General features: G+C 29.3%; 24 protein-coding genes and 1 tRNA gene. 10 read left to right on the top strand and 15 right to left on the bottom strand.

Annotated elements, in window-relative coordinates; genetic code table 11:
* The 5 genes from EIC27_RS01270 to sucD all read left to right on the top strand — a co-directional run.
* The coding region (locus EIC27_RS01270) for a transposase domain-containing protein (RefSeq protein WP_153183752.1) at window positions 1–276 on the top strand (276 nt) is incomplete at its 5' end.
* 387 nt (window positions 277–663) lie between these two features.
* Window positions 664–1,203, top strand: coding sequence for a hypothetical protein (locus EIC27_RS01265; protein WP_126044352.1), 540 nt, complete (start codon window positions 664–666; stop codon window positions 1,201–1,203).
* On the top strand, window positions 1,197–1,883 hold the full coding sequence (locus EIC27_RS01260; protein ID WP_126044351.1) for a hypothetical protein: 687 nt from the start codon (window positions 1,197–1,199) through the stop codon (window positions 1,881–1,883). Before EIC27_RS01265 ends, EIC27_RS01260 begins: the two co-directional genes overlap by 7 nt.
* Window positions 1,884–2,286: 403 nt before the next feature.
* Window positions 2,287–3,447, top strand: a complete 1,161-nt coding sequence (gene sucC, locus EIC27_RS01255; protein ID WP_126044350.1) for an ADP-forming succinate--CoA ligase subunit beta — start codon at window positions 2,287–2,289, stop codon at window positions 3,445–3,447.
* 9 nt (window positions 3,448–3,456) lie between these two features.
* Complete coding sequence (gene sucD / locus EIC27_RS01250) at window positions 3,457–4,329, top strand: succinate--CoA ligase subunit alpha (protein WP_126044349.1); 873 nt, start codon at window positions 3,457–3,459, stop codon at window positions 4,327–4,329.
* A 69-nt stretch (window positions 4,330–4,398) separates the two neighbouring features.
* Here sucD and grxD read toward each other — a convergent pair whose 3' ends face one another.
* From grxD to EIC27_RS01220, 6 genes are all read right to left on the bottom strand, one after another.
* Entirely contained in the window at window positions 4,399–4,713 is a 315-nt protein-coding gene (grxD, locus tag EIC27_RS01245) for a Grx4 family monothiol glutaredoxin (protein ID WP_126044348.1), read from the bottom strand.
* Window positions 4,714–4,732: 19 nt separating this feature from the next.
* The gene (locus tag EIC27_RS01240) at window positions 4,733–4,963 is read right to left on the bottom strand and encodes a BolA family protein (RefSeq protein WP_126044347.1); all 231 of its coding nucleotides are present in this window, start codon (window positions 4,961–4,963) and stop codon (window positions 4,733–4,735) included.
* Between the two features lie 2 nt (window positions 4,964–4,965).
* Window positions 4,966–5,529 (bottom strand): elongation factor P, encoded by a 564-nt coding sequence (gene efp, locus EIC27_RS01235; protein ID WP_126044346.1) that lies wholly within the window; start codon window positions 5,527–5,529, stop codon window positions 4,966–4,968.
* 48 nt (window positions 5,530–5,577) lie between these two features.
* Window positions 5,578–6,501, bottom strand: coding sequence for a TerC/Alx family metal homeostasis membrane protein (locus EIC27_RS01230; protein ID WP_126044345.1), 924 nt, complete (start codon window positions 6,499–6,501; stop codon window positions 5,578–5,580).
* 79 nt (window positions 6,502–6,580) lie between these two features.
* The gene (gene dnaK, locus EIC27_RS01225; RefSeq protein ID WP_126044344.1) at window positions 6,581–8,521 is read right to left on the bottom strand and encodes a molecular chaperone DnaK; all 1,941 of its coding nucleotides are present in this window, start codon (window positions 8,519–8,521) and stop codon (window positions 6,581–6,583) included.
* Window positions 8,522–8,589: 68 nt separating this feature from the next.
* Entirely contained in the window at window positions 8,590–9,834 is a 1,245-nt protein-coding gene (locus EIC27_RS01220; RefSeq protein WP_126044343.1) for an MFS transporter, read from the bottom strand.
* Window positions 9,835–9,956: 122 nt separating this feature from the next.
* Between EIC27_RS01220 and ppa the strand changes: the two genes are divergently transcribed.
* From ppa to EIC27_RS01205, 3 genes are all read left to right on the top strand, one after another.
* A complete protein-coding gene (ppa, locus tag EIC27_RS01215) occupies window positions 9,957–10,490 on the top strand; it encodes an inorganic diphosphatase (protein ID WP_126044342.1) in 534 nt (177 codons plus the stop codon).
* An 8-nt stretch (window positions 10,491–10,498) separates the two neighbouring features.
* Window positions 10,499–11,203 carry an oxygen-dependent tRNA uridine(34) hydroxylase TrhO gene (trhO, locus tag EIC27_RS01210; protein ID WP_126044341.1) on the top strand — a complete coding sequence of 235 codons (705 nt, stop codon included), beginning with the start codon at window positions 10,499–10,501 and terminating at the stop codon, window positions 11,201–11,203.
* A gap of 380 nt (window positions 11,204–11,583) precedes the next feature.
* A complete protein-coding gene (locus EIC27_RS01205; protein WP_126044340.1) occupies window positions 11,584–12,783 on the top strand; it encodes a CCA tRNA nucleotidyltransferase in 1,200 nt (399 codons plus the stop codon).
* Between the two features lie 387 nt (window positions 12,784–13,170).
* Here the strand turns inward: EIC27_RS01205 and EIC27_RS01200 are convergent, their stop codons facing one another.
* Window positions 13,171–13,398, bottom strand: coding sequence for a hypothetical protein (locus tag EIC27_RS01200; protein WP_126044339.1), 228 nt, complete (start codon window positions 13,396–13,398; stop codon window positions 13,171–13,173).
* Window positions 13,399–13,518: 120 nt separating this feature from the next.
* On the opposite strand from EIC27_RS01200, the gene EIC27_RS07840 reads away from it, so the two are divergent.
* Window positions 13,519–13,653 carry a hypothetical protein gene (locus EIC27_RS07840; RefSeq protein ID WP_276310316.1) on the top strand — a complete coding sequence of 45 codons (135 nt, stop codon included), beginning with the start codon at window positions 13,519–13,521 and terminating at the stop codon, window positions 13,651–13,653.
* Between the two features lie 13 nt (window positions 13,654–13,666).
* Here the strand turns inward: EIC27_RS07840 and EIC27_RS01195 are convergent, their stop codons facing one another.
* The 8 genes from EIC27_RS01195 to EIC27_RS01160 all read right to left on the bottom strand — a co-directional run bounded on the left by EIC27_RS01195 (window position 13,667) and on the right by EIC27_RS01160 (window position 20,185).
* The gene (locus EIC27_RS01195) at window positions 13,667–13,939 is read right to left on the bottom strand and encodes a hypothetical protein (RefSeq protein WP_126044338.1); all 273 of its coding nucleotides are present in this window, start codon (window positions 13,937–13,939) and stop codon (window positions 13,667–13,669) included.
* Between the two features lie 447 nt (window positions 13,940–14,386).
* Window positions 14,387–14,770 (bottom strand): hypothetical protein, encoded by a 384-nt coding sequence (locus EIC27_RS01190; protein WP_126044337.1) that lies wholly within the window; start codon window positions 14,768–14,770, stop codon window positions 14,387–14,389.
* Between the two features lie 162 nt (window positions 14,771–14,932).
* Entirely contained in the window at window positions 14,933–15,757 is an 825-nt protein-coding gene (gene ispE, locus EIC27_RS01185) for a 4-(cytidine 5'-diphospho)-2-C-methyl-D-erythritol kinase (RefSeq protein WP_205702308.1), read from the bottom strand.
* Between the two features lie 9 nt (window positions 15,758–15,766).
* Window positions 15,767–17,188: a transcription termination factor Rho gene (gene rho, locus EIC27_RS01180; RefSeq protein ID WP_410519453.1), complete on the bottom strand. Its 1,422-nt coding sequence runs from the start codon at window positions 17,186–17,188 to the stop codon at window positions 15,767–15,769.
* 272 nt (window positions 17,189–17,460) lie between these two features.
* Window positions 17,461–17,546, bottom strand: a tRNA-Leu gene (locus EIC27_RS01175).
* Between the two features lie 51 nt (window positions 17,547–17,597).
* A complete protein-coding gene (locus tag EIC27_RS01170) occupies window positions 17,598–18,845 on the bottom strand; it encodes an MFS transporter (RefSeq protein WP_126044334.1) in 1,248 nt (415 codons plus the stop codon).
* Between the two features lie 89 nt (window positions 18,846–18,934).
* On the bottom strand, window positions 18,935–19,732 hold the full coding sequence (locus EIC27_RS01165) for a flagellar hook assembly protein FlgD (protein ID WP_126044333.1): 798 nt from the start codon (window positions 19,730–19,732) through the stop codon (window positions 18,935–18,937).
* 39 nt (window positions 19,733–19,771) lie between these two features.
* Window positions 19,772–20,185 carry a hypothetical protein gene (locus EIC27_RS01160; protein WP_126044332.1) on the bottom strand — a complete coding sequence of 138 codons (414 nt, stop codon included), beginning with the start codon at window positions 20,183–20,185 and terminating at the stop codon, window positions 19,772–19,774.
* A gap of 46 nt (window positions 20,186–20,231) precedes the next feature.
* Between EIC27_RS01160 and tnpA the strand changes: the two genes are divergently transcribed.
* Window positions 20,232–20,388 (top strand): IS66 family insertion sequence element accessory protein TnpA (gene tnpA, locus EIC27_RS08055; protein WP_410519448.1); only part of this gene is annotated, 157 nt, incomplete at its 3' end.

Below are 20,388 nucleotides of genomic sequence, written 5' to 3'. Positions count from 1 at the left end.
CTTTTAGATGGAAGACTGCGTATTGATAATAATGATTCGGAGCGTAGTATAAAACCATTTGCAGTTGGCAGAAAAAATTGGATGTTCTGTGCAACAACTAAGGGTGCTAAAGCTAGTGCAAATATTTATAGTATTATTGAAACTTGCAAAGTAAATAAGATTAATCCTTATGATTATTTAAAATATTTGCTGAATCATATTCATGATTATTCTGATCCAAAAGAGTTAGTAAATTTACTTCCATATAATATTGATAAAAAAATATCATCAAATTAAATTTTTTTTAGAATTATCAAAAAACTTAAGAAACCCAAAGAAAGGCGGATAATACTTGTCAAGATGGGGATATTTTAGCGTTTACGTTACAATATACAAAGTATAAAATTTGATTTATTCGATAAATATACTACTCTATTTAATTTCCAAAAAGATGTAATTTTAAAAGATATTTGTGGATTTATAACTAAGGAATTTATCCCATGTATTGGAGAACTTATTAAACAATCTGTAAAAACGTATTATGGTCTTTCAGAATGCACTGTAACCAATATTAAATCTTTACCTGGAAATGATGACCAAGATCAATCAAGGGAAAGTAAAGTAAAAGCTATAAAGACTCAAAAAGCAAAAAACACTACTATTAAAGAATACATAAAGCTAGAATTGAATTTAGAACAAGATGTTAAAGTAATTTCCTATCATTTGGTTAAAAATGGAGTTAAGTTGTATGTGACAAATGAAGAAAAGAAAGAAATCAATACATTTTTTGATGAGAATAAGTTAGAGGTAATTAATAAAGATGATTATCAATACAATACTAATAAATTTGTAGAAAGTAATGATATGAAACTTTTTTTAGCCACTGGGATGCTGTATAATAAATTGAAAGATCAGCCTGGTATTCCAGAGGATTATCAATATTGTAAAGATGAAAGAGAGGAAACTAAATGTAGTCAAAAGTCAATTGCAAAAATTGTTAACTATTGTTCAGATTTAGTTGATTATAAATCAGAGAAAGTAAATCAAATAAACACTTCTATTATAGAAACATTAAAAAGTAGTGGTTACCAAAAAGAACAAGTTGAGGAATCAATCAAACACTGTAATGATGTTAAATATGATGAATTGATATGCTCTCCATTGTTTGAAGGTGCTGCTAATGAATATTTTGATTCTATACAATCTTTAGGTTTATTATGTTAGAAAGATATATTAATTTAGATTCAATATATGAAAATTTTAATAACGTAAAAAACAGAGCATTAGAGCTTCCGAATCACATAATAAATTTTGGGTATGATTTAAAGAATAGTATTTTGGAGGGTGCGTATAATTTAAAGAATAATATTTCAAAGAGTGCGTTTGATTATTCATGTAGTGTAGCTAAAAATTTTCAAAGTACTATAAATCAAAAATTACCAACTTCTTTTGATTTCTTTCCTTCATGCTCAGTTAAAATTATAAAAAAACCAATAATTTCAACTTCTAAATTCGACTATTTAAATGATAATATTGGTAAACTTTTGGAACTGAGAAAACTAAAGCTTAAAGTTGAAAATGAAGAATCTAAGGGTTTGATTATAAAGATAGGAGGTCAAAAAATCAAAATAGATTTGATGATTAAATGCTCAACTAGTAAAGAAGAATCAAAAATCGACATTTGTGAATCTTTAACTGCTCAAGAAAAATTTCAAAAAGAGGTAGATAAGCTGATTTTAGAAAAAGTCAATGATTACTTTAAGTCGTATATATTTGAGAATAAGCAAGGTTTAATTGAGTCGTTGGGTAAACATTGCAGTTGGTTTGATAAACATCAAGATTCTGACTTATGTATGAATCTTGCACAATTTTATCAAATATTATCACCAGATCTTATGGAGTAAAAACTTTTCAATACAAGCAAACACTATATTATTCATTATAAAATTAAATAGATTAAAATACAATTATCTACTTTGTCATTGCTAACAGCAACCGTGATAATCTTGTAGTTGCGAACGAATCGTAGTTAAGTGCAGCAATCCACTGTGCCCCTACCTCGTCATTGCGAGCGAACCCAGTGAAGCGCGGCAATCCAGCAATACATCAACAAAACCTAGCATAACAACAAATTATGGATCACCACAGTCGGGACTAACGTCTCTCCTTCGTGATGACAGTGTTATAGATTGTTATTGCGAGCGAACGCAGTGAAGTGCGGCAATCCAGAAAAAATAAAAACATTTAGTTTACAACTTGCAACTAATTCACTACTATTAAAAACTAAATTATCATAATGATTAAGCTATGAATATTCATGAATACCAGGCGAAAGAGATTTTGAGAAAATATGGTCTTGAGTTGCCTGAAGGTCTACTTGCAACTAATGCTGATGAAGCAGTTGATGCAGCTTCCAAAATCAAATCTAACGTATGGGTGATAAAGGCTCAAGTTCACGCAGGTGGTAGAGGCAAGGCAGGTGGCGTTAAACTTGCAAAAACTCTTGATGAAGTGAGGGATTACACTTCAAATATGATCGGTATGAAGCTAATTACGCCTCAAACAGGAGCAGAAGGCAAGCTTGTTAGAAAAGTGTATGTGGAAGCAGGTAGTAATATCAAAAAAGAATATTATATCTCTGTCGTGCTTGATAGGGATAACAATTGCATCACAATTGCAGCGTCCACTGAGGGTGGCATGGAGATTGAAGAAGTTGCAAAGGAAAGCCCAGAGAAGATTATTACTGCTCAGGTAGATTTCACAATCGGGCTTCAAAATTTTCACATAGCTAAGCTTGGTTTTGGCATGGGACTTGATAAGGTTCAGCTTAAGAGTTTTGCTAAAGTTGTTAGAGCTTTGTATAAATCATTTGTTGATACAGATGCAAGTCAGATTGAAATAAACCCTTTGATCGAAACAGAGGATTCAAAATTTATTCCACTTGATGCGAAATTCAATTTTGATTACAATGCTCTTTACAGGCATCCTGACATTGAAGCTATGAGAGATATTCACGAAGAAGATCCACAAGAAGTGGAGGCAAAAAAGTATGACTTAAGTTATGTTAAAATGGATGGTTCAATCGGCTGCATGGTAAATGGTGCAGGTCTTGCAATGGCAACTATTGATATTATTAAGCTATATGGTAAAGAACCAGCAAATTTTCTTGATGTTGGTGGAGGAGCAACAACTGAAAAAGTGACAGAGGCATTCAAAATTATTTTGTCAGATAGCAATGTGAAAGGGATTTTGGTCAATATTTTCGGTGGAATCATGAAATGTGACATCATTGCAAATGGTATTGTCACTGCAGCTAAAGAAGTTCAAATCAATGTTCCTGTTGTTGTAAGACTTGAAGGAACAAATGCTGAAATGGGTAAAAAGATTTTACAAGAATCAGGTTTGAAGCTTGAAGCAGCAAATGATTTAGAAGATGCTGCTAAGAAAATTGTAAATGTAGTAAGTTAAGGAGAGGTTATGTCAGTTTTAGTAAATTCACAAACAAAAGTTATATGCCAGGGTTTTACAGGTGCTCAAGGAACTTTTCATTCTGAGCAAGCAATTCAATATGGAACAAAAATGGTAGGAGGTGTAACCCCTGGTAAAGGAGGTTCAACTCATTTGGAACTACCAGTTTTTAACACTGTTGAAGAAGCTGTGAAAAAAACAGAAGCAAATGCATCAGTAATTTATGTACCACCACCATTTGCTGCAGATTCAATTCTTGAGGCAATTGATGCTAAGCTTGAACTCGTTGTTTGTATTACCGAAGGTATCCCAGTTTTAGATATGCTAAAAGTAAAGAAAGCTTTAGCTAACTCTAAGACAAGATTAATTGGGCCAAATTGTCCTGGTATAATTACACCTGATGAGTGCAAAATTGGTATTATGCCAGGTTACATTCATAAAAAAGGAAGTGTTGGTATAATTTCAAAATCGGGCACATTAACTTATGAAGCTGTGCACCAAACTTCAGTTTTAGGACTTGGACAATCTACTTGTATTGGAATAGGTGGTGACCCAATAAATGGGACTAATTTTATAGATGCACTTGAATTATTCTTACATGATGACGAAACCAAATCGATTGTTGTGATCGGTGAAATTGGTGGAGCTGCAGAAATTGAGGCAGCACATTATATTAAAAATCATAAAATCAAAAAGCCAACTGTGGGATTTATTGCTGGTAGAACTGCTCCTCCAGGAAAGAGAATGGGCCATGCTGGGGCCATCATTTCTGGTGGTGATGACACTGCAGAAGCAAAAATTGAAGCAATGAAGAGTGCTGGAGTTGCCGTTTCTATGTCTCCTGCTGAAATTGGCAAAACAATGTATGAATTGCTAAGCTAGAGATTTTTTATCTGGATTGACACGAGCATCAAGATGCTCTCGCAATAACAATAATAAAGAAAGCTTATTCTACTTTGATGAAAATAATTCTTGAAGTTCACCACTCTTATACATTTCTTGCACAATATCACAACCACCAATAAATTCCTGATTCACATATAGTTGTGGAATTGTAGGCCAGTCTGAATATTCTTTTATACCCTGCCTTAATTCCTCATCTTCTAAAATATTAACTCCAACAAATTTAACCTTTAAAATATTCAGAATATTTACAACAGCTGCAGAAAATCCACACATCGCCATTTCAGGCGTACCTTTCATAAATAAAACTACATCGTTTTCTTGTATTAAACTTTTGATTTTATTTTGTATATTCTGATTCATAAATTACCTTTAACGTTATTTAAGTTTTAAAAGTTTGGATTGAAAGTGCATGTAAATCAGTACCTAAGCAATCCTTTAAAATTTCATGTACTAATTTATGCTGATTAACCCTAGAAAGTTTATTAAATTTTTCTGAAGTGATTTTAACTTGATAATGATTATTATCTCCTACTGTATCAACTAATTCTATTTTAGAATTAGGAAAACCATTTGCGATAGCTTTATATAAAGTATCATATTCTATAGGCATAATTATTTTACTCTTTCTATATATTTTAATTCTTTAATATCAATAACTACCTTATCACCTTGATTTATAAATGGAGGCACCATAATTCTAGCTTCATTCTCTAAAATTGCAGGTTTATAAGAAGAGGTAGATGTTTGGCCTTTTACAACTGGTTCACATTCTTTTATAGTAACTTCAGCTGATGCTGGTAGGTATGCTAGCAATGCTTCGTTATCATGCATTTCTAATGTTATGTCCATACCTTCTTTTATGAATGGCAATTGATCTCCTAAAAGTGATTTATCTATGCTTTTTTGTTCAAAAGTTTCTTGATCCATAAGAATAATAAAGTTATCTTCTTGATATAGAAATTGATATTTTTCTTGATCTAATCTGATCTTTTCTACATCTTCAGAGCTTCTAAATCTATGGTTTGTTTTTGTACCCGTTTTCATTTCTTTCATTTCAACCTGTATATACGCTCCACCTTTACCAGGTTGTGTGTGCATTGTTTTTGATACAACAAAAAACTTGTTGTCGTGTGATATTACATTTCCAATTTTAATATCATTTGCGTTAATTTTCATTTTAGTACCATAGTTGTTTTTATTAGAAATACCTATTATTTCATAGTATTAAATTTTAAGAGATGGTTTTTTTATAATTGAAATCACGATAGAACTCAATACAAAAATAACAATAATTAGTATAGATATATAATTCGAAAAATGTATACCAAAAAATCCTAAAATCATTTTTATTCCAATATAGGTAAGCATATATCCTATTCCATGCTTTAGATATTGAAATTTTTGAACAGCATTTGCCATAATAAAATACATAGATCTTAAACCTAAAATTGCAAGTATATTTGAGCTAAATGCTATAAATGAATTTTTTGTAATTGCAAGAACTGCTGGTATTGAATCAAGTGCAAATACAAGATCTGCCTTTTCAATTACTAATAATGCTAGGGCAAGTGGTGTAATGAAAAGTTTGCCGTTTTTGTAAAAATATAAATTTCCATTAGACTGACTATTAGAGTAATTAAAACGTTTTTTAATAAATTTTAATATAAAATTATTTTGTAAAGAATCTGATTGATTCTCTTCTATTTTTGGTAACTTATAACCACTATAAATTAATATTAGGCCAAATGGTAAGAATAACCATTCAAACATCTGGATAATATAAAGACCAAAAATAATCATAATTAACCTAAATATTATAGCACTTAGTACACCAATAAATAGAACTTTATGTTGATACTTAGAATCAATTTTAAAATATTTGAAAATGATTATGAATATGAATACATTATCTATACTAAGAGACAGCTCAATACTATAAGCTGTAATATACTCTATTGCCATATCAATTCCAGCATAGAAATATATAAATATACCAAATGAAATTGCAAGTGCAATCCAGATTGCAGATAAGAATACCGCACTTCTAAGACTCATATTTTTTAAATTTCTTAATGATATACCAAGATCAATAAAAACAGATATAAGTACAATTATTATTAAAAAAATCCAACTTTGAGTGGAGAACATAAGCGCTAGTTATAATATATTTATTTTAAAAATTCAGTCATCTAAATACAATATACTATATAACTAGCTTATCTAAATATTATTTTGAATCTTTATTTTTTTCTTCATCTACTTCTTCATATTCTGCATCAACAACTTTTTCATCTGCATTTGTATCAGATTGATCTGCAGAATTATTATTTTCAGAACTTGCTTGTTCATCTCCTGCTTGTTGTTGTTCATTGCCATAAACTTGCTGACCAATCTTCATAGATGCTTGAGTTAAGCTTTCAACTTTACTATTAATCTCATCAACATTTTCTGATTCTAAAGATTCTTTTAAGTCTTTAATAATATTTTCAACTTCTTCTTTATCTGCAGATGAAATTTTTTCACCATGTTCTTTTAAACTTTTTTCAGTTGAATGAATTAACGAATCAGCTTTATTTTTAGCTTCAACTAAAGCTTTTTTCTCTTCATCTTTACTTGCATTTTCTTCTGCATCTTTGAACATTTGTTGAATTTCTTCATCTGATAGACCACCAGAAGATTGTATAGTGATTTTTTGCTCCTTACCAGTTCCCTTATCTTTTGCAGATACATGTAATATTCCATTAGCATCAACATCAAATGTAACTTCAATTTGAGCTAACCCTCTTGGAGCAGGTGCTATACCTTCAAGATTAAATTGGCCAAGTAGTTTATTATCAGCTGCCATTTTTCTTTCTCCTTGAAAAACTCTGATTGTCACAGCTGACTGATTATCTTCTGCTGTTGAAAAAACTTGACTTTTTTTAGTTGGTATAGTGCTATTTCTTTCAATTAGTGGTGTAAGAACTCCACCAAGTGTCTCGATTCCAATTGTAAGTGGAGTAACATCAAGTAAAACAACATCTTTCATGTCTCCACTTAACACTGCTCCCTGAACAGCAGCCCCTATTGCTACTACTTCATCAGGATTTACTCCTTTATGAGGCTCCTTGCCAAAAAACTCTTTAACTTTTTCTATTACTTTTGGCATTCTTGTCATACCACCAACTAAGACAACATCGTTAATTTCAGATGCTGAAATTCCTGCATCTTTTAATGCTGCTTTACATGGCTCGATGCTTCTTTTAATTAAATCATCTACTAAGCTTTCAAATTTAGCTCTGGTAATCTTGATATTTAAATGTTTAGGACCAGACGCATCGGCAGTAATATATGGTAAATTTACCTCTGTTTCAAGTGAATTTGAAAGTTCAATCTTTGCTTTTTCAGCTGCTTCTTTTAATCTTTGAAGAGCTAGTGGATCTTTCATTAGGTCCATTCCATCTGTCTTCTTAAATTCATCACATAAATATTGCAATATTTTAAGATCAAAATCTTCACCACCTAAAAAAGTATCACCATTTGTTGATTTAACTTCAAATATACCATCACCAATTTCAAGTATTGAAATATCAAAAGTACCGCCACCTAGATCATATACAGCAATTGTTTTGCTTTCTGATTTATCTAATCCATATGCAAGAGCTGCAGCAGTTGGCTCATTGATTATCCTAAGGACTTCAAGTCCAGCAATTTTTCCTGCATCTTTAGTAGCTTGTCTTTGAGAATCATTAAAGTGAGCTGGTACTGTAATTACAGCTTTTGTTACTTTTTCCCCTAAATAACTCTCTGCTGTTTCTTTCATTTTTTCAAGAATCATTGCACTTACTTGACTTGGAGCATAATCTTTATCTCCAATTTTAACCCAAGCATCTTTATTTTTTGCATTAATAATAGAATAAGAAACTTTTTTTGCTAATTCTTTAGTTTTAGGATCTGAAAAAGTTCTGCCAATTAATCTTTTTACAGCAGATACAGTGTTTTTTGGATTAGTAACAGCTTGCCTTTTAGCAGGTTGGCCTACTAATTTTTCTCCTTTTTCAGTAAATGCTACTGTTGATGGGGTAGTTCTTATACCCTCAGCATTCTCAATAACTTTCGGATTTTTACCATCCATTATAGCTACACAAGAATTTGTTGTGCCTAAGTCTATGCCGATTGTCTTGCTCATTTTACTAAAATATAATTTATTAACTTTTGTAACTTATATAATAATAAATTTTTCTAAGACAAGACTTATTAAGATATTTTTTTCTTATTTTTTTCTACTAATACAAGCAAAACAAAACCAACGATAGCAATTGCTAAGCTTACAATTAAGATTACTAGAGCATTATAAAAATTCTCTACACTATATATAGGGGCACCTAAATTATTTTTCATACCATCCCAAAAATGATGTAATATCATACCTATTGCTCTATGTGAAAAATATCCAAATCCCATCATTATCATATTTGCAACAGCTGAAATAAATGTAGCATGTTCAACATGAACAAGTGCCACTGACTTTGCTATAATGAGTATTTGGTAAGAGCAAAAGAACCCTATCACAAAGAATATAAGCTTTAAAGTAATTGGATTTTGTACTAAATTCATAAGCAACACTATAAAGCATGCAAGCATAGCTGCACCGCTAATTATAAGCAATCCATAATATGATTTAATTTTTTCAAAGATAAATCCCATAATAACTAGTCCCACAGCCATTCCTATATATACTAATTGCGTTATATCTCCTGATTCAGCATTAGTCAATTTATAAACTGTTTTTAAATATGGGTTACTCCATGCATCAGCAAACCCCTCTAGTGGACCTATCATAAAACCACCTAGTATACATACTAAAAATACCATTTTGTTAGAAAATAAATATTTAAAGTCTTTTAAAATTACGTCTAAATTAAATTTTTCATCAGATTTAGTATTTGGTATTATAAAATAACTTAAAGCGGCAAGTATAATTCCTGATAATAAAATGTACTTAAGTGTTTCCTCCCACCCCAAATATAAAATAAATCTTGCAAGTGGGCCAATACCAAATACAGCTTCTAACAAACCTATTGTCACCATCCATCCTAGCATTCTTGGAAATTTCTCCTCACCAAAACCTAAGCGTAAAAGTTTAAAAGCACCAACAGCAGCTCCTGATGAACCTATACCAATCAGTAACCTGCCATAACTTGCTACAGTAAAATTATCTATATATGCCAAGGGAGCAAATCCTGCTACCGCTAATAGTATACATAATGGTATAACTTTTTTTGCATTAAAATGATCTAACATTATGCCAAGTGGTATATGCATTGCAATATAGCCTACGTAATAAATTCCTGCAAAATGGCCAATCTCATTAGCATTCACTTGATACCTACTCATAATATCATCCATTACTATATTTGGGAAAACCCTTTGAACAAATTGATACGCATAAAAAAAAGCAAGCACCAACCATGTGGACCACGCAGCGAGTAAAGAAGACATAATTTATTTATATATTATTACCTAACTGATGGATGATAATTATTTTGTCGATTATTACAAGTATTTTCTTTACTTTTTGCATGTTAATTGTTAGCTATTTAATAAAAAATAAAGTTATAGGCATGCAATATTCAAAAATACAAATTGGTAAAAATCCTCCTGAAGAGGTGAATGTTATTATAGAGATATCTATGAATGCAGGCCCAATTAAGTATGAATTCGATAAAGATCTTGAAGCAATGGTAGTTGATAGATTTATGCAAACAAGTATGCAATATCCATGCAATTATGGATTTGTCCCTCATACTTTATCAGGAGATGGTGACCCTATTGATGTATTAGTTTATACAAACTATCCACTTGCGATTAAATCTGTTATTGCTGCTAAGCCAATAGGTGTTTTACTTACCGAAGATGAAAAAGGTTTAGATGAAAAGGTGTTGGCTGTACCTACTAATAAAATTGATCCATATTTTCAAAATATTAATAACCATACAGATTTACCAGAAATATTAATCAAAAAGATAGAGCATTTTTTTGAAAGATATAAAGATCTGGAGAATGGTAAATGGGTAAAAGTAAATGGTTGGAAAGACGATAGTTATGCTAAAAAAATAATTCAAGCAGCAATTGATAGGTTTAATGCCACTAAGTAATTGAGGTTATGCTAAAATATAAAATTACATCTTTTTATAAATTTGTAAAAATTAAAAATCTACAATCTTTAAAGGCAGAGTTATTAAATTTTTGCAATAAACATAATATAAAGGGAACAATTATCATTGCAAATGAAGGCATTAACTCAACTATTGCAGGGGATGAAATTTTAATAAATAATTTTTGTACTTTTTTGCAAAAACACACCTTTTTTAAAGATACTAAATTTAAAATAAGCTTTTCTGATATCAGGCCATTTAAAAAGATGAAAGTTAAAATAAAAAAAGAGATCGTAACATTTAATACTAATGAATTAGATATGTCTCAAAAAGGAACTTATTTAATCTCTAAAGAATGGGATCAATTGATTGCAAAAGAAGATACTATAGTAATAGATACAAGAAATTATTATGAATATGCAATGGGAACATTTAAAGGAGCAATAAATCCACACATTCATCACTTTACTGAATTAGCTGATTGGTTAAAAGGCACTTTAAAAGAGGAAGATAAAAAAAAGAATATAGCTATGTTTTGCACTGGCGGAATTAGATGTGAAAAATCTACAGCATTTTTAAAACAGCTGGGATTTGAAAAAGTATATCATCTAAAAGACGGTATACTTAAATACCTAGAAGACAATAAAGAGAACCCAAATTCAACATGGCAAGGAGAGTGTTTTGTATTTGATGATAGAGTGAAATACATTTAAATTAATTGAATCTATCAAAAAATACCTCTATAATCTACAATCAACTATTCAGGGTGTATAGTTATGACAAGTGATCTAGAAAAAAGCATATTATATAGTAAAAAAGTCTGCTATGAGCATATAAAGCATTTGAATGAATTTAATGCCAAGGAGAGCTTAAGTGTAGAACCCAATAAAACATTGGATATTCAGTCAAGTATGATGTTGGAAGAATTTTGTAATACAAATAATCAAGGACTTCTACCTGAAAACTTCCTTAAATTAGTACACTTAGACAGCAATATCTATTAAAATATTTTTTCATATTGAAACTTACTTGATTGCTTGGTTTTTTATTGTTATTTTTTATCTTTTTGCCAAAAACTTAAGTTACTTATTATATGAATGTTCATAAAATACCTTTAAATTTTACAGAAGAGTTAAAAAAAGTATTTGATATTATTTTAAGCAATAATGGAGAATGCAGAATTATAGGTGGATGCGTCAGAGATTATCTAATTGGCAAGACTCCTATAGATTTTGATATTGCAACAAATTTAACTCCAGAAAATATTACAAAGATATTTAATAAAAATAACATTAAGGTTTTTCCAATTGGTATAGAGCATGGAACTGTTTTAGTTGTGATTAATAATATAGATTTTGAAATCACTACTTTAAGAAAAGATATCAAATGCTATGGTCGCCATGCAAAGGTTGAATTTACTAATGATTGGAAAATAGATGCTGCAAGGAGAGATTTTACTATAAATGCTATATCTATTTCACAAGATGGTAAATTATATGATTATTTCAATGGCCAAGAAGATTTAGTGCAAAGAAAAGTGAAATTTATTGGTGATCCTAGTCAAAGAATTAAAGAAGATTATTTAAGAACATTAAGATATATAAGATTTTTAGGATACTTTGGTTTAAAAAATATTGACCATGATAGTTATAAAGTGTCTATAGAAAATATTAAAAATTTAAAACACGTATCTAAAGAGAGAATTAAGAAAGAATTAATTAAATTGTTAGGTTCGAAATTTGTTAAGGATACCCTTATACAGTTAAATATAGAAGATGTTTTAAAGTTTATTGGACTATCCCAAGTCATTGTGAAACAAGTAATATTAAAAAATATAAACTTTAAAATAGGTGATCCGTTAGTAAATTTAGCAATATTAGTTAATGTAAGTGAAATTCAAACTAAAGATAAGGTAAAGATTTTAAAAGAAGAATTATCACTTTCAAATAAAGAATTTCAAGAAGTTAATTCTCTTACTTCATTTGATAGCCAAAAAGAGTTTAATGATTATTATCATTACAAATACTTATATGAATTTGGTAAGAATATGTACTTGAGATTTCTATTTGTTGTTAATAATTTTAGAAAGGTTATTGAGTATGATAAATTTTTCAATGAAGCATTAAGAGATAATGACTTTATTTTTCCTATAAATGGAAGAGAACTGCAGAAATTAAATATAAAAGATAAAGCCATAGGAAAGTATATCGAAAAAGGTAAGTCATATTGGCATAAGAATAAAAATAATCTTAATAAAGTTGAGCTTATAGAATATATAAAGTCAATTACTTAGAATTAGCTATGTTATTGATGTTAAGTCATATTGGCATTAATTACATCATTATAAATGTGTGATTTACCATATAGGTTATATTAATTTTTTAGAAAAAGTGTAATAATTGTCTGAGAGCACTCCTCTTAATCATATTCAATCCAGATCTGAGTGAAGTAACTCCTGATGAATTTTTAAAAATAATACTTAAAAAATCAATTAAGATTTTTGATCTTGAACTACAAAAGCATGAAGCGATAAAAGAAAAATTCTAAAATAGCAATCAGCTTGACTTAAAACTTTATAAATCTCAAAAGAAAAGTGATAAATCCCTAGGAAACTCTATAAATATGCTTATGCAAAGTTTATCTAAAGATTTATAAAATCAAGCCGCTACAACCTATATATTTATTCTTCTTTATCGCCTATGATATTCAAAGAATTAAGAGCATTAGCATTACCCATATCAGCAGCTTTCTTGCAATACTCAAATGCTTTTTGATAATTTTTTTCATCTGAGTGCATGTAGCATTTATCTATTAAGATATTGGCTTCATGCACCTTGTTATCATCTGAGTAACAGATTAGATTATAAAAAATTATACTAACTGCACATATATAACTTAAATATTTCATTATTTTATTATACTCATCTACAAATATGTTTAGGTTTTGGAACCCACTGCCAACTACCTTGACAACTTGCCTTTACATTTCCATATACTGGATTACTACACACCCTATCATATTCCCAATATGATTCTAATCTACAATATCTTATACTCATTTCCTGGATTTGTAAAAACCTGTCCAGATGGATTAGGATTACCAGCAAAAGGTCTATTTACCACGCTATCACTAGATAAAGAAGATAACGTGCTAGATGAATAAGGATTTTGGCCTATTAAAGACGAATATGTAGAGCTTGTGCTTGGTGCACTCCATATCCACCTATCTGGATCTGGAGAGGGAGAAACAGTATAACTATGCTTATCTCATAGGCTACTAGGCTCATCACAAAAACACTATCAGCTTCTGCAACAGGAAACTTAAAAGGATCATTTAACCATTTATTTGCTGAATTAAGAATAGAGATCGCATAATCTACTCCATTCTTTAAACTGTCGGTAATAGAGCGGTTTGTTCCCACTTCTATTTTACTATTGTCATAAGACATAATCTCATTGTCATTAGATATATTTTCTTCTGTAGCATTAGAACTTGCTATGTTTTCAACAGATAATTGATCACCTGTCTTTTCAGAAATTTGTTGTGCCTCCTCTAAAAAATAATCTGATATATAAACCTTCCTAAAATTAAATTTATTTTTAACCTTAATAATAAATTTAAAAATATGTAAAGGATTTTTTATAAAGAGATAAGAAGATTATTTTACTATAATCAAAGTGAAATAGATCAAGATCTTCTGCAAAAAATTGCTCAGCCTTTAGCTGATTTTGCAGATGAATCATTAAGTAGTACTACGGGTGTTTGTCATACAAATCATTACGAGTAAATGTGGGGGATAAACTCTTTTTTTATCCCCATAAAAGCAAAATTGTTCTTTAGGCAAATCTATATTTCACTATTTTTCTATGCACATATTATATTCCTAATATCAAAGCTATAGATAATCATTAATCACTGGCGTATCTTCTGGCATTAATCCACTAATAAAGTCTAAAGATTCACTATAAATAGATGCCATGCTATAGCCTAAAGTTAAGCCTCCATTTGACAAAAATTTACCAAAATAATCTAAACTTACAGATTCATATGATAGCTTTAAATACTCTCTCGCTAATATATAGTGCTTTAATGTTGCAATTTCATATCCGCTACTTTTATCGAATTTTGAAACTAAATCAACCAACAAAGAGTTGCTATTCAAAGTTACACTAGCATAGTAACTTAATCCTACCATTCCTAATCCAATAATAGGATACTTTAATACATTGTATATATAATGAGAATTAATAACTCCTTTATCAATCATCATATTAATCATAAATCCCCCTAAATAAATGTTTAAATTGATCACATAAATTAATTGTACATCGAATACAACTTTAAGTAAATAGATTTAAAAATTGGTACTAAACTATAAAATTTTATTAGATTTATATTGTAAATGGATATGAATCTAAGTATTAAACTGATTTTAAATTAGTTAAATTTCTAATTTTTCACAATGTATCAATTGATTACCATATATTTTTTCAGCCTCTTTTCTAGCATTTAATGCATCTTCTTTTTTTTCGAAAATTCCAAAACATGTAGAACCAGATCCACTCATTCTACTTACTAAGCAGTTCTGCTGCATCTTTATAAAATTTAGTAAATCATCCACTATGGTATATTTTCGCCTTACATATTTTTCTAAATCATTTTTACCATTAAAAATCTCATTAATAACAGATTTTTTATTACATATAATTCTTGAAGAAAAATTATAACTTATAGAGGAAAAAATATCTTTAGTAATAACCTTTATTCCTGGATTAATTAATAAGATGAAAATCTTCATGTTTAATTTCATTGGCATTATTTTTTCACCTATACCTTCTACAAATGCATTTTTATTAATATAAAAAAATGGAACATCCGCACCAATATTATTTGCTATTTCCTTCAATTTCTCAGCATCTAATTTAGGGAAACTATATAGCTTTTCCAATAATTTTAATACTGTAGCAGCATTAGAAGAACCACCTCCAAGTCCTGAAGATATTGGTATATTTTTCTTTATCCTTATATTTACAGTTTTATTTACATTATTTAATTTATTAAGATAATTAACTGCTTTATAAACAACATTATCTATTATTCCATCTCTATCAATTATACAAATTGTATTAGTCGCGTGTTTAATGGTTATATTATCAGTTAAATTTAATAAGCAGAAAAAACTTTGCAAGCTATGATAATTATCTTGTTCTCTACCTACTATATTAAGAAACAAATTTACTTTTGCGTGTGATGCAGAATTATACATCACAATAATTTATTCTTTTTTGTTACTTGGACTATAAGTATTCATTTGTTTGAAGAAATCCTCATTACTCTTTGAGTATTTTAATTTATTTATTAAGAATTCAATAGCTTCTGTTGTACCCATTGGGTTAAGAATTTTTCTCATTACCCATGCTTTTGCCAAAGTACCTTTATCAATTAATAACTCTTCTTTTCTTGTTCCAGACTTTGCAATATCAATTGCAGGAAAAACTCTTTTATCTGCAATTTTTCTATCTAACACAATTTCAGCATTCCCTGTACCTTTAAATTCTTCAAAAATTACTTCATCCATCCTAGAACCAGTTTCTACAAGTGCAGTTGCTATTATTGTTAATGAACCGCCTTCTTCAATATTTCTTGCAGCACCAAAAAACTTTTTTGGCCTTTGTAATGCATTTGAGTCAACACCCCCACTTAAAACTTTACCTGAAGAAGGTGCGATATCATTATATGCTCTTGCCAAACGAGTAATTGAATCCAATAAAACAACCACATCTTTTTTTGATTCAACTAATCTTCTAGCCTTTTCAATCACAATTTCGGCTAACTGTACATGCCTATGAGATGGCTCATCAAATGTAGAACTTACAACTTCACCCTTCACTGATCTTAACATATCAGTTACTTCTTCTGGCCTCTCACCAATAGAAAGAACAATAAGATTAATATCTGGATAATTTTTTGCAATTGCATGTGCTATATTTTGCATTAAAACTGTCTTACCTGTTCTTGGAGGCGCTACAACTAAAGCTCTCTGACCTTTTCCTAAAGGCGACACCATATCAATAACACGCCCACTTAAAGTGCTTTTACTACCATCCAAAAATTCCAAACTTATTTTTTCTTCAGGATATAATGGAGTTAGATCTTCAAACTGAACTCTATGCTTGCTTCCTTCAGTTGATTGAGAATTGATAGTAAGAACATTTATTATAGCAAAATAACGTTCTTCTTTTTTAGGTGCTCTTATATAACCTGAAATAGTATCACCTGTCCTTAAACCAAACCTTCTAATTTGATTAGGAGAAATATAAACATCATCTGAGCATGGCACATAATTTGACTCATCAGCCCTTAAAAACCCATATCCATCAGATAATATTTCTAAAACTCCTTCTCCTATAATTTTATGCCCTTTCTCTGCATAATTTTTTAATATTGCAAAAACTAAATCATGTCTATTAAAATTACTAGGATTTTTAAGAGTTAGTGACTCTGCAAGTAAAATTAACTCTTTAGGATTTTTTTTCTTAAAATCTTTTAAATTTAATACTTCATTTGCAATTCGTTCATCTGCAATTTTGTTTGATTCTTTAGTAGTATTTTTATTGTCATCTATTATATTATTATTTTTCTCATTATTAATTCTTAACCTAATACTTGATTTTTTAGCTTTATTATTTAGATCAATTGCTTTTTGCTTATCATTAACCTTCTCTTCATTTGTTTTTTTTAAATCAGCTGTATCATTAGATACAGTATCTATGTTTGTGTCTTGCATTTTTAATTTTTTATAAATATTGATAAAGTTTTATAATAAGAACATTAAACCTGTCAGGTGCTAGCCTGAATAAGTTATTTATTATTTGTTATTGAATATATAGCATAATAAATAGATTTTCAGCTTAGTCAACACTTTAGTAGTAAAATTAAATTACCATACAAACAAAGTTCTATTATTAGTGGTGCCTCTGGCAGGATTTGAACCAGCACATCCATAAGGATAACAGATTTTGAGTCTGTCGCGTCTACCATTTCGCCACAGAGGCAATAACATATAATTTATGTTCTAACAATTTTTTATTTAAAGGTACAGTAATTTAATGATCTGCTAAAAACTTCCTATTTAAAAAACTAGTTAATAAAAATAAACATGCAGTAAACAATAAATAATATGAAGGAGCTAAATTACTAACACTCATTACTAAAAAAGTTGATATTATTGGCGTAGTTCCACCAAATAATGCGTTACCAATATTCCAACTCAATGCTATACCAGAATATCTTAATTCAGGATTAAAAAATTTAATTGCAAATGGATAATAAGGAGTAACCAATGATGCAACTAGTATTCCAAAAAACAATAAGCTAATATATATATTTTCAATATTATTATAATGACTATTAATAAATTTAAAAATTGGAATTATAAGAACTATAAAAATTATTATAACAGTATATATATATTTTTTATAACCAATTTTATCTGCTAAGCAACCAAACAATGGTAAAGCAAAAATTACTACCATTAAAGCAAATGCAACTAAATATAAAGCATCTTCTTTTGAAAAGCCTATTATTTCTGCAAAATAAACATTAAAAAATCCTCTTAGCATGTAAGTGTTAGAAGTTGCAACACTTGCAAAAGCTCCAATAATTAAAATATTTTGCCATTTTTCACGCAAAACAACTAAAATCGGTAATTTTACAAATTTTCCTTTATTTTTCATCTCTTCAAATACTGGAGTTTCTTTGGTTTTTTTTCGCAAATAGAGGCCTATCAACCCCATAACTCCTCCAAGCAAAAATCCATATCTCCATGTAAAATCATCTATCGTAAATAAACTATCTATAATAATTCCAGCTATTAAAGCTAAAAGTGTCCCGGCTATATTAGAAGCCATGATAATGCTACCAATAAACCCCACCTTTTTTTCTTCAAAATGCTCAATAATAAATATTGCAGAGCCAGCTCCCTCTCCTCCAATACACAAACCTTGAAACATTCTAATTAAAATTAATAAAATTGGAGCTAGAATTCCTATCTGAGAATATACTGGCATAATCCCAATACATATAGTTGATATGCCCATCCCCACTATTGAAATAGTTAGTGCAATTTTTCTACCAAAAATATCTCCAATATGTCCAAAGAACACACCACCAAGAGGCCTCATTAAAAAACCAATAGCAAAAATTGCAAATGAAAATATTAATTGAATATATCCATCAAAATTTGGAAAATATAATCTCCCTATTATTTCTGCAAAAACTGCATAGATACCAAAATCATAATACTCAACTATATTACCAATAATAGCTGAACTTATAATTTTTTTCTTACTCATTTAGAAAAAATTTTAATTTGCTTGAAATGAATTATCCTTATGCATTGCATAAAAGCAACAATATTTTTAATATATTGTAAATTAGTAAACTATAAAGTTGTTTCAAATAATTTTGCTTTAAATATTTCCTTATTTATACCATAACCAGAAAACTGATCTTGTTTTTTAGACTTATACCCATAAATCTGCCCTTGCGTTACAGACTTATTGCCAATTCCGAATAAAACATTATTCGAATCATCAAAAGAAATTTGATCTATTGTGTTAACTGTACTACTAAATGTTGTTACCTTTATTGGCTCATTGTTAGAGTCTACAGCTTGTACTTCATAAGTATATTTCCCTGGTTTAGCTATCTTACCTTGTCCTAACCCATTTTTAATTATTTCTCCATTCCATTCAAATATATTCTTTCCCTTATCCATTTTTGAACTTTGTAATTCAGAAATAATATTACCATGTTCATCTTTAATCAATACCATAACACTATCTGCTTTTTCTTCTAATTTATACATAATTTTAGCTCTTACACCTTCTTGACCATTTTCACTAAATGATGCAACAAGTTCCAAATCATTACCCTTAATTATTACATCTTGACCTAAATGACTAGACGCTTCTGAAAGCTTTGTATCATCCGATTTATCTAAATTAGTATGTAAAATACCTTTAATATCCATTAAATTTGAAGTATTTTGAAATGACAATATAGTATTTGTTAACTGAGAATGATCCATTGGAGAAGTTGGATCCTGACCTTTAAGTGATTCAATAAAAAATGTTAAGAAATTCTTCTTCTCTTTTTCTAAATCTTCTCTTTCTTTTTGAACTTTATTAGGTAAATTAGTTTTGGATAAATCCCCTGATATACTTGTTGTTCCCGCCATATATATATTGGTTTAAATTAATGAAATCACTTAATAAAACTATACCCACATATCTACATTTTTGTCAACACTATACGGAAGAAATATAACTGACATTCTTGATTCTCCCCATCCAGTAGCATTAGTATCATTTTTACTATTTAACATACTACTTTCTTTGCCTAAGGCTTTATGCCCCCTTTGATTCTGACTATCGCCACTTAAGTCCTTATAGTTAAAAGTAAGATTAGTAGTTACATCATTCTCTGTGTCACCAAATTTAACATTATTTAAAAATTCATCATTATGCTTTCTTAAAAGTTCAAATGTTGATATTTTATCAGAATTAATAATAATATTTCTCTCCTTACCTTGATTTGTGACTATTATTTCTATCTTACCAAGCTCTGCAGGCTCTAGTTGCACAATTGTATTATTTTCTTTGTAAGCGCTAAAATAAGGGCATCTAGGCAAGAATAAAAATAAGTGGTAGAACAAAAGCCTAAAAAAACAGAGGCTAATGATGCTATTAGAAAAAAAGAAAAAAAGAATAAGTAATGAAAAATGGAAAGAGCTAGTAGAAGAATATAAAAAAAGTAATGTAAGTAAATATGAATTTTGTAAGCAAAAGAATGTGCCGAGAAGTACATTTTATAAATGGCACAGAATTCTTGTAG

Source organism: Candidatus Aquarickettsia rohweri (assembly GCF_003953955.1).
GTDB classification, from domain to species: Bacteria; Pseudomonadota; Alphaproteobacteria; order Rickettsiales; family Midichloriaceae; genus Aquirickettsia; species Aquirickettsia rohweri.
Note: the sequence above shows the minus strand (reverse complement) of the source record. Positions and strands in the feature narration are given on the sequence as shown.

Bases quoted from the DNA above. Each gene is read 5' to 3' on its own strand.
- EIC27_RS01260 (WP_126044351.1), top strand. From the start codon at position 1,197: ATGTTAGAAAGATATATTAATTTAGATTCAATATATGAAAATTTTAAT.
- sucC (WP_126044350.1), top strand. From the start codon at position 2,287: ATGAATATTCATGAATACCAGGCGAAAGAGATTTTGAGAAAATATGGT.
- sucD (WP_126044349.1), top strand. From the start codon at position 3,457: ATGTCAGTTTTAGTAAATTCACAAACAAAAGTTATATGCCAGGGTTTT.
- grxD (WP_126044348.1), bottom strand. From the start codon at position 4,713: ATGAATCAGAATATACAAAATAAAATCAAAAGTTTAATACAAGAAAAC.
- EIC27_RS01240 (WP_126044347.1), bottom strand. From the start codon at position 4,963: ATGCCTATAGAATATGATACTTTATATAAAGCTATCGCAAATGGTTTT.
- efp (WP_126044346.1), bottom strand. From the start codon at position 5,529: ATGAAAATTAACGCAAATGATATTAAAATTGGAAATGTAATATCACAC.
- EIC27_RS01230 (WP_126044345.1), bottom strand. From the start codon at position 6,501: ATGTTCTCCACTCAAAGTTGGATTTTTTTAATAATAATTGTACTTATA.
- dnaK (WP_126044344.1), bottom strand. From the start codon at position 8,521: ATGAGCAAGACAATCGGCATAGACTTAGGCACAACAAATTCTTGTGTA.
- EIC27_RS01220 (WP_126044343.1), bottom strand. From the start codon at position 9,834: ATGTCTTCTTTACTCGCTGCGTGGTCCACATGGTTGGTGCTTGCTTTT.
- ppa (WP_126044342.1), top strand. From the start codon at position 9,957: ATGCAATATTCAAAAATACAAATTGGTAAAAATCCTCCTGAAGAGGTG.
- trhO (WP_126044341.1), top strand. From the start codon at position 10,499: ATGCTAAAATATAAAATTACATCTTTTTATAAATTTGTAAAAATTAAA.
- EIC27_RS01205 (WP_126044340.1), top strand. From the start codon at position 11,584: ATGAATGTTCATAAAATACCTTTAAATTTTACAGAAGAGTTAAAAAAA.
- EIC27_RS01200 (WP_126044339.1), bottom strand. From the start codon at position 13,398: ATGAAATATTTAAGTTATATATGTGCAGTTAGTATAATTTTTTATAAT.
- EIC27_RS07840 (WP_276310316.1), top strand. From the start codon at position 13,519: ATGATTCTAATCTACAATATCTTATACTCATTTCCTGGATTTGTAAAA.
- EIC27_RS01195 (WP_126044338.1), bottom strand. From the start codon at position 13,939: ATGTCTTATGACAATAGTAAAATAGAAGTGGGAACAAACCGCTCTATT.
- EIC27_RS01190 (WP_126044337.1), bottom strand. From the start codon at position 14,770: ATGATTAATATGATGATTGATAAAGGAGTTATTAATTCTCATTATATA.
- ispE (WP_205702308.1), bottom strand. From the start codon at position 15,757: ATGTATAATTCTGCATCACACGCAAAAGTAAATTTGTTTCTTAATATA.
- EIC27_RS01170 (WP_126044334.1), bottom strand. From the start codon at position 18,845: ATGAGTAAGAAAAAAATTATAAGTTCAGCTATTATTGGTAATATAGTT.
- EIC27_RS01165 (WP_126044333.1), bottom strand. From the start codon at position 19,732: ATGGCGGGAACAACAAGTATATCAGGGGATTTATCCAAAACTAATTTA.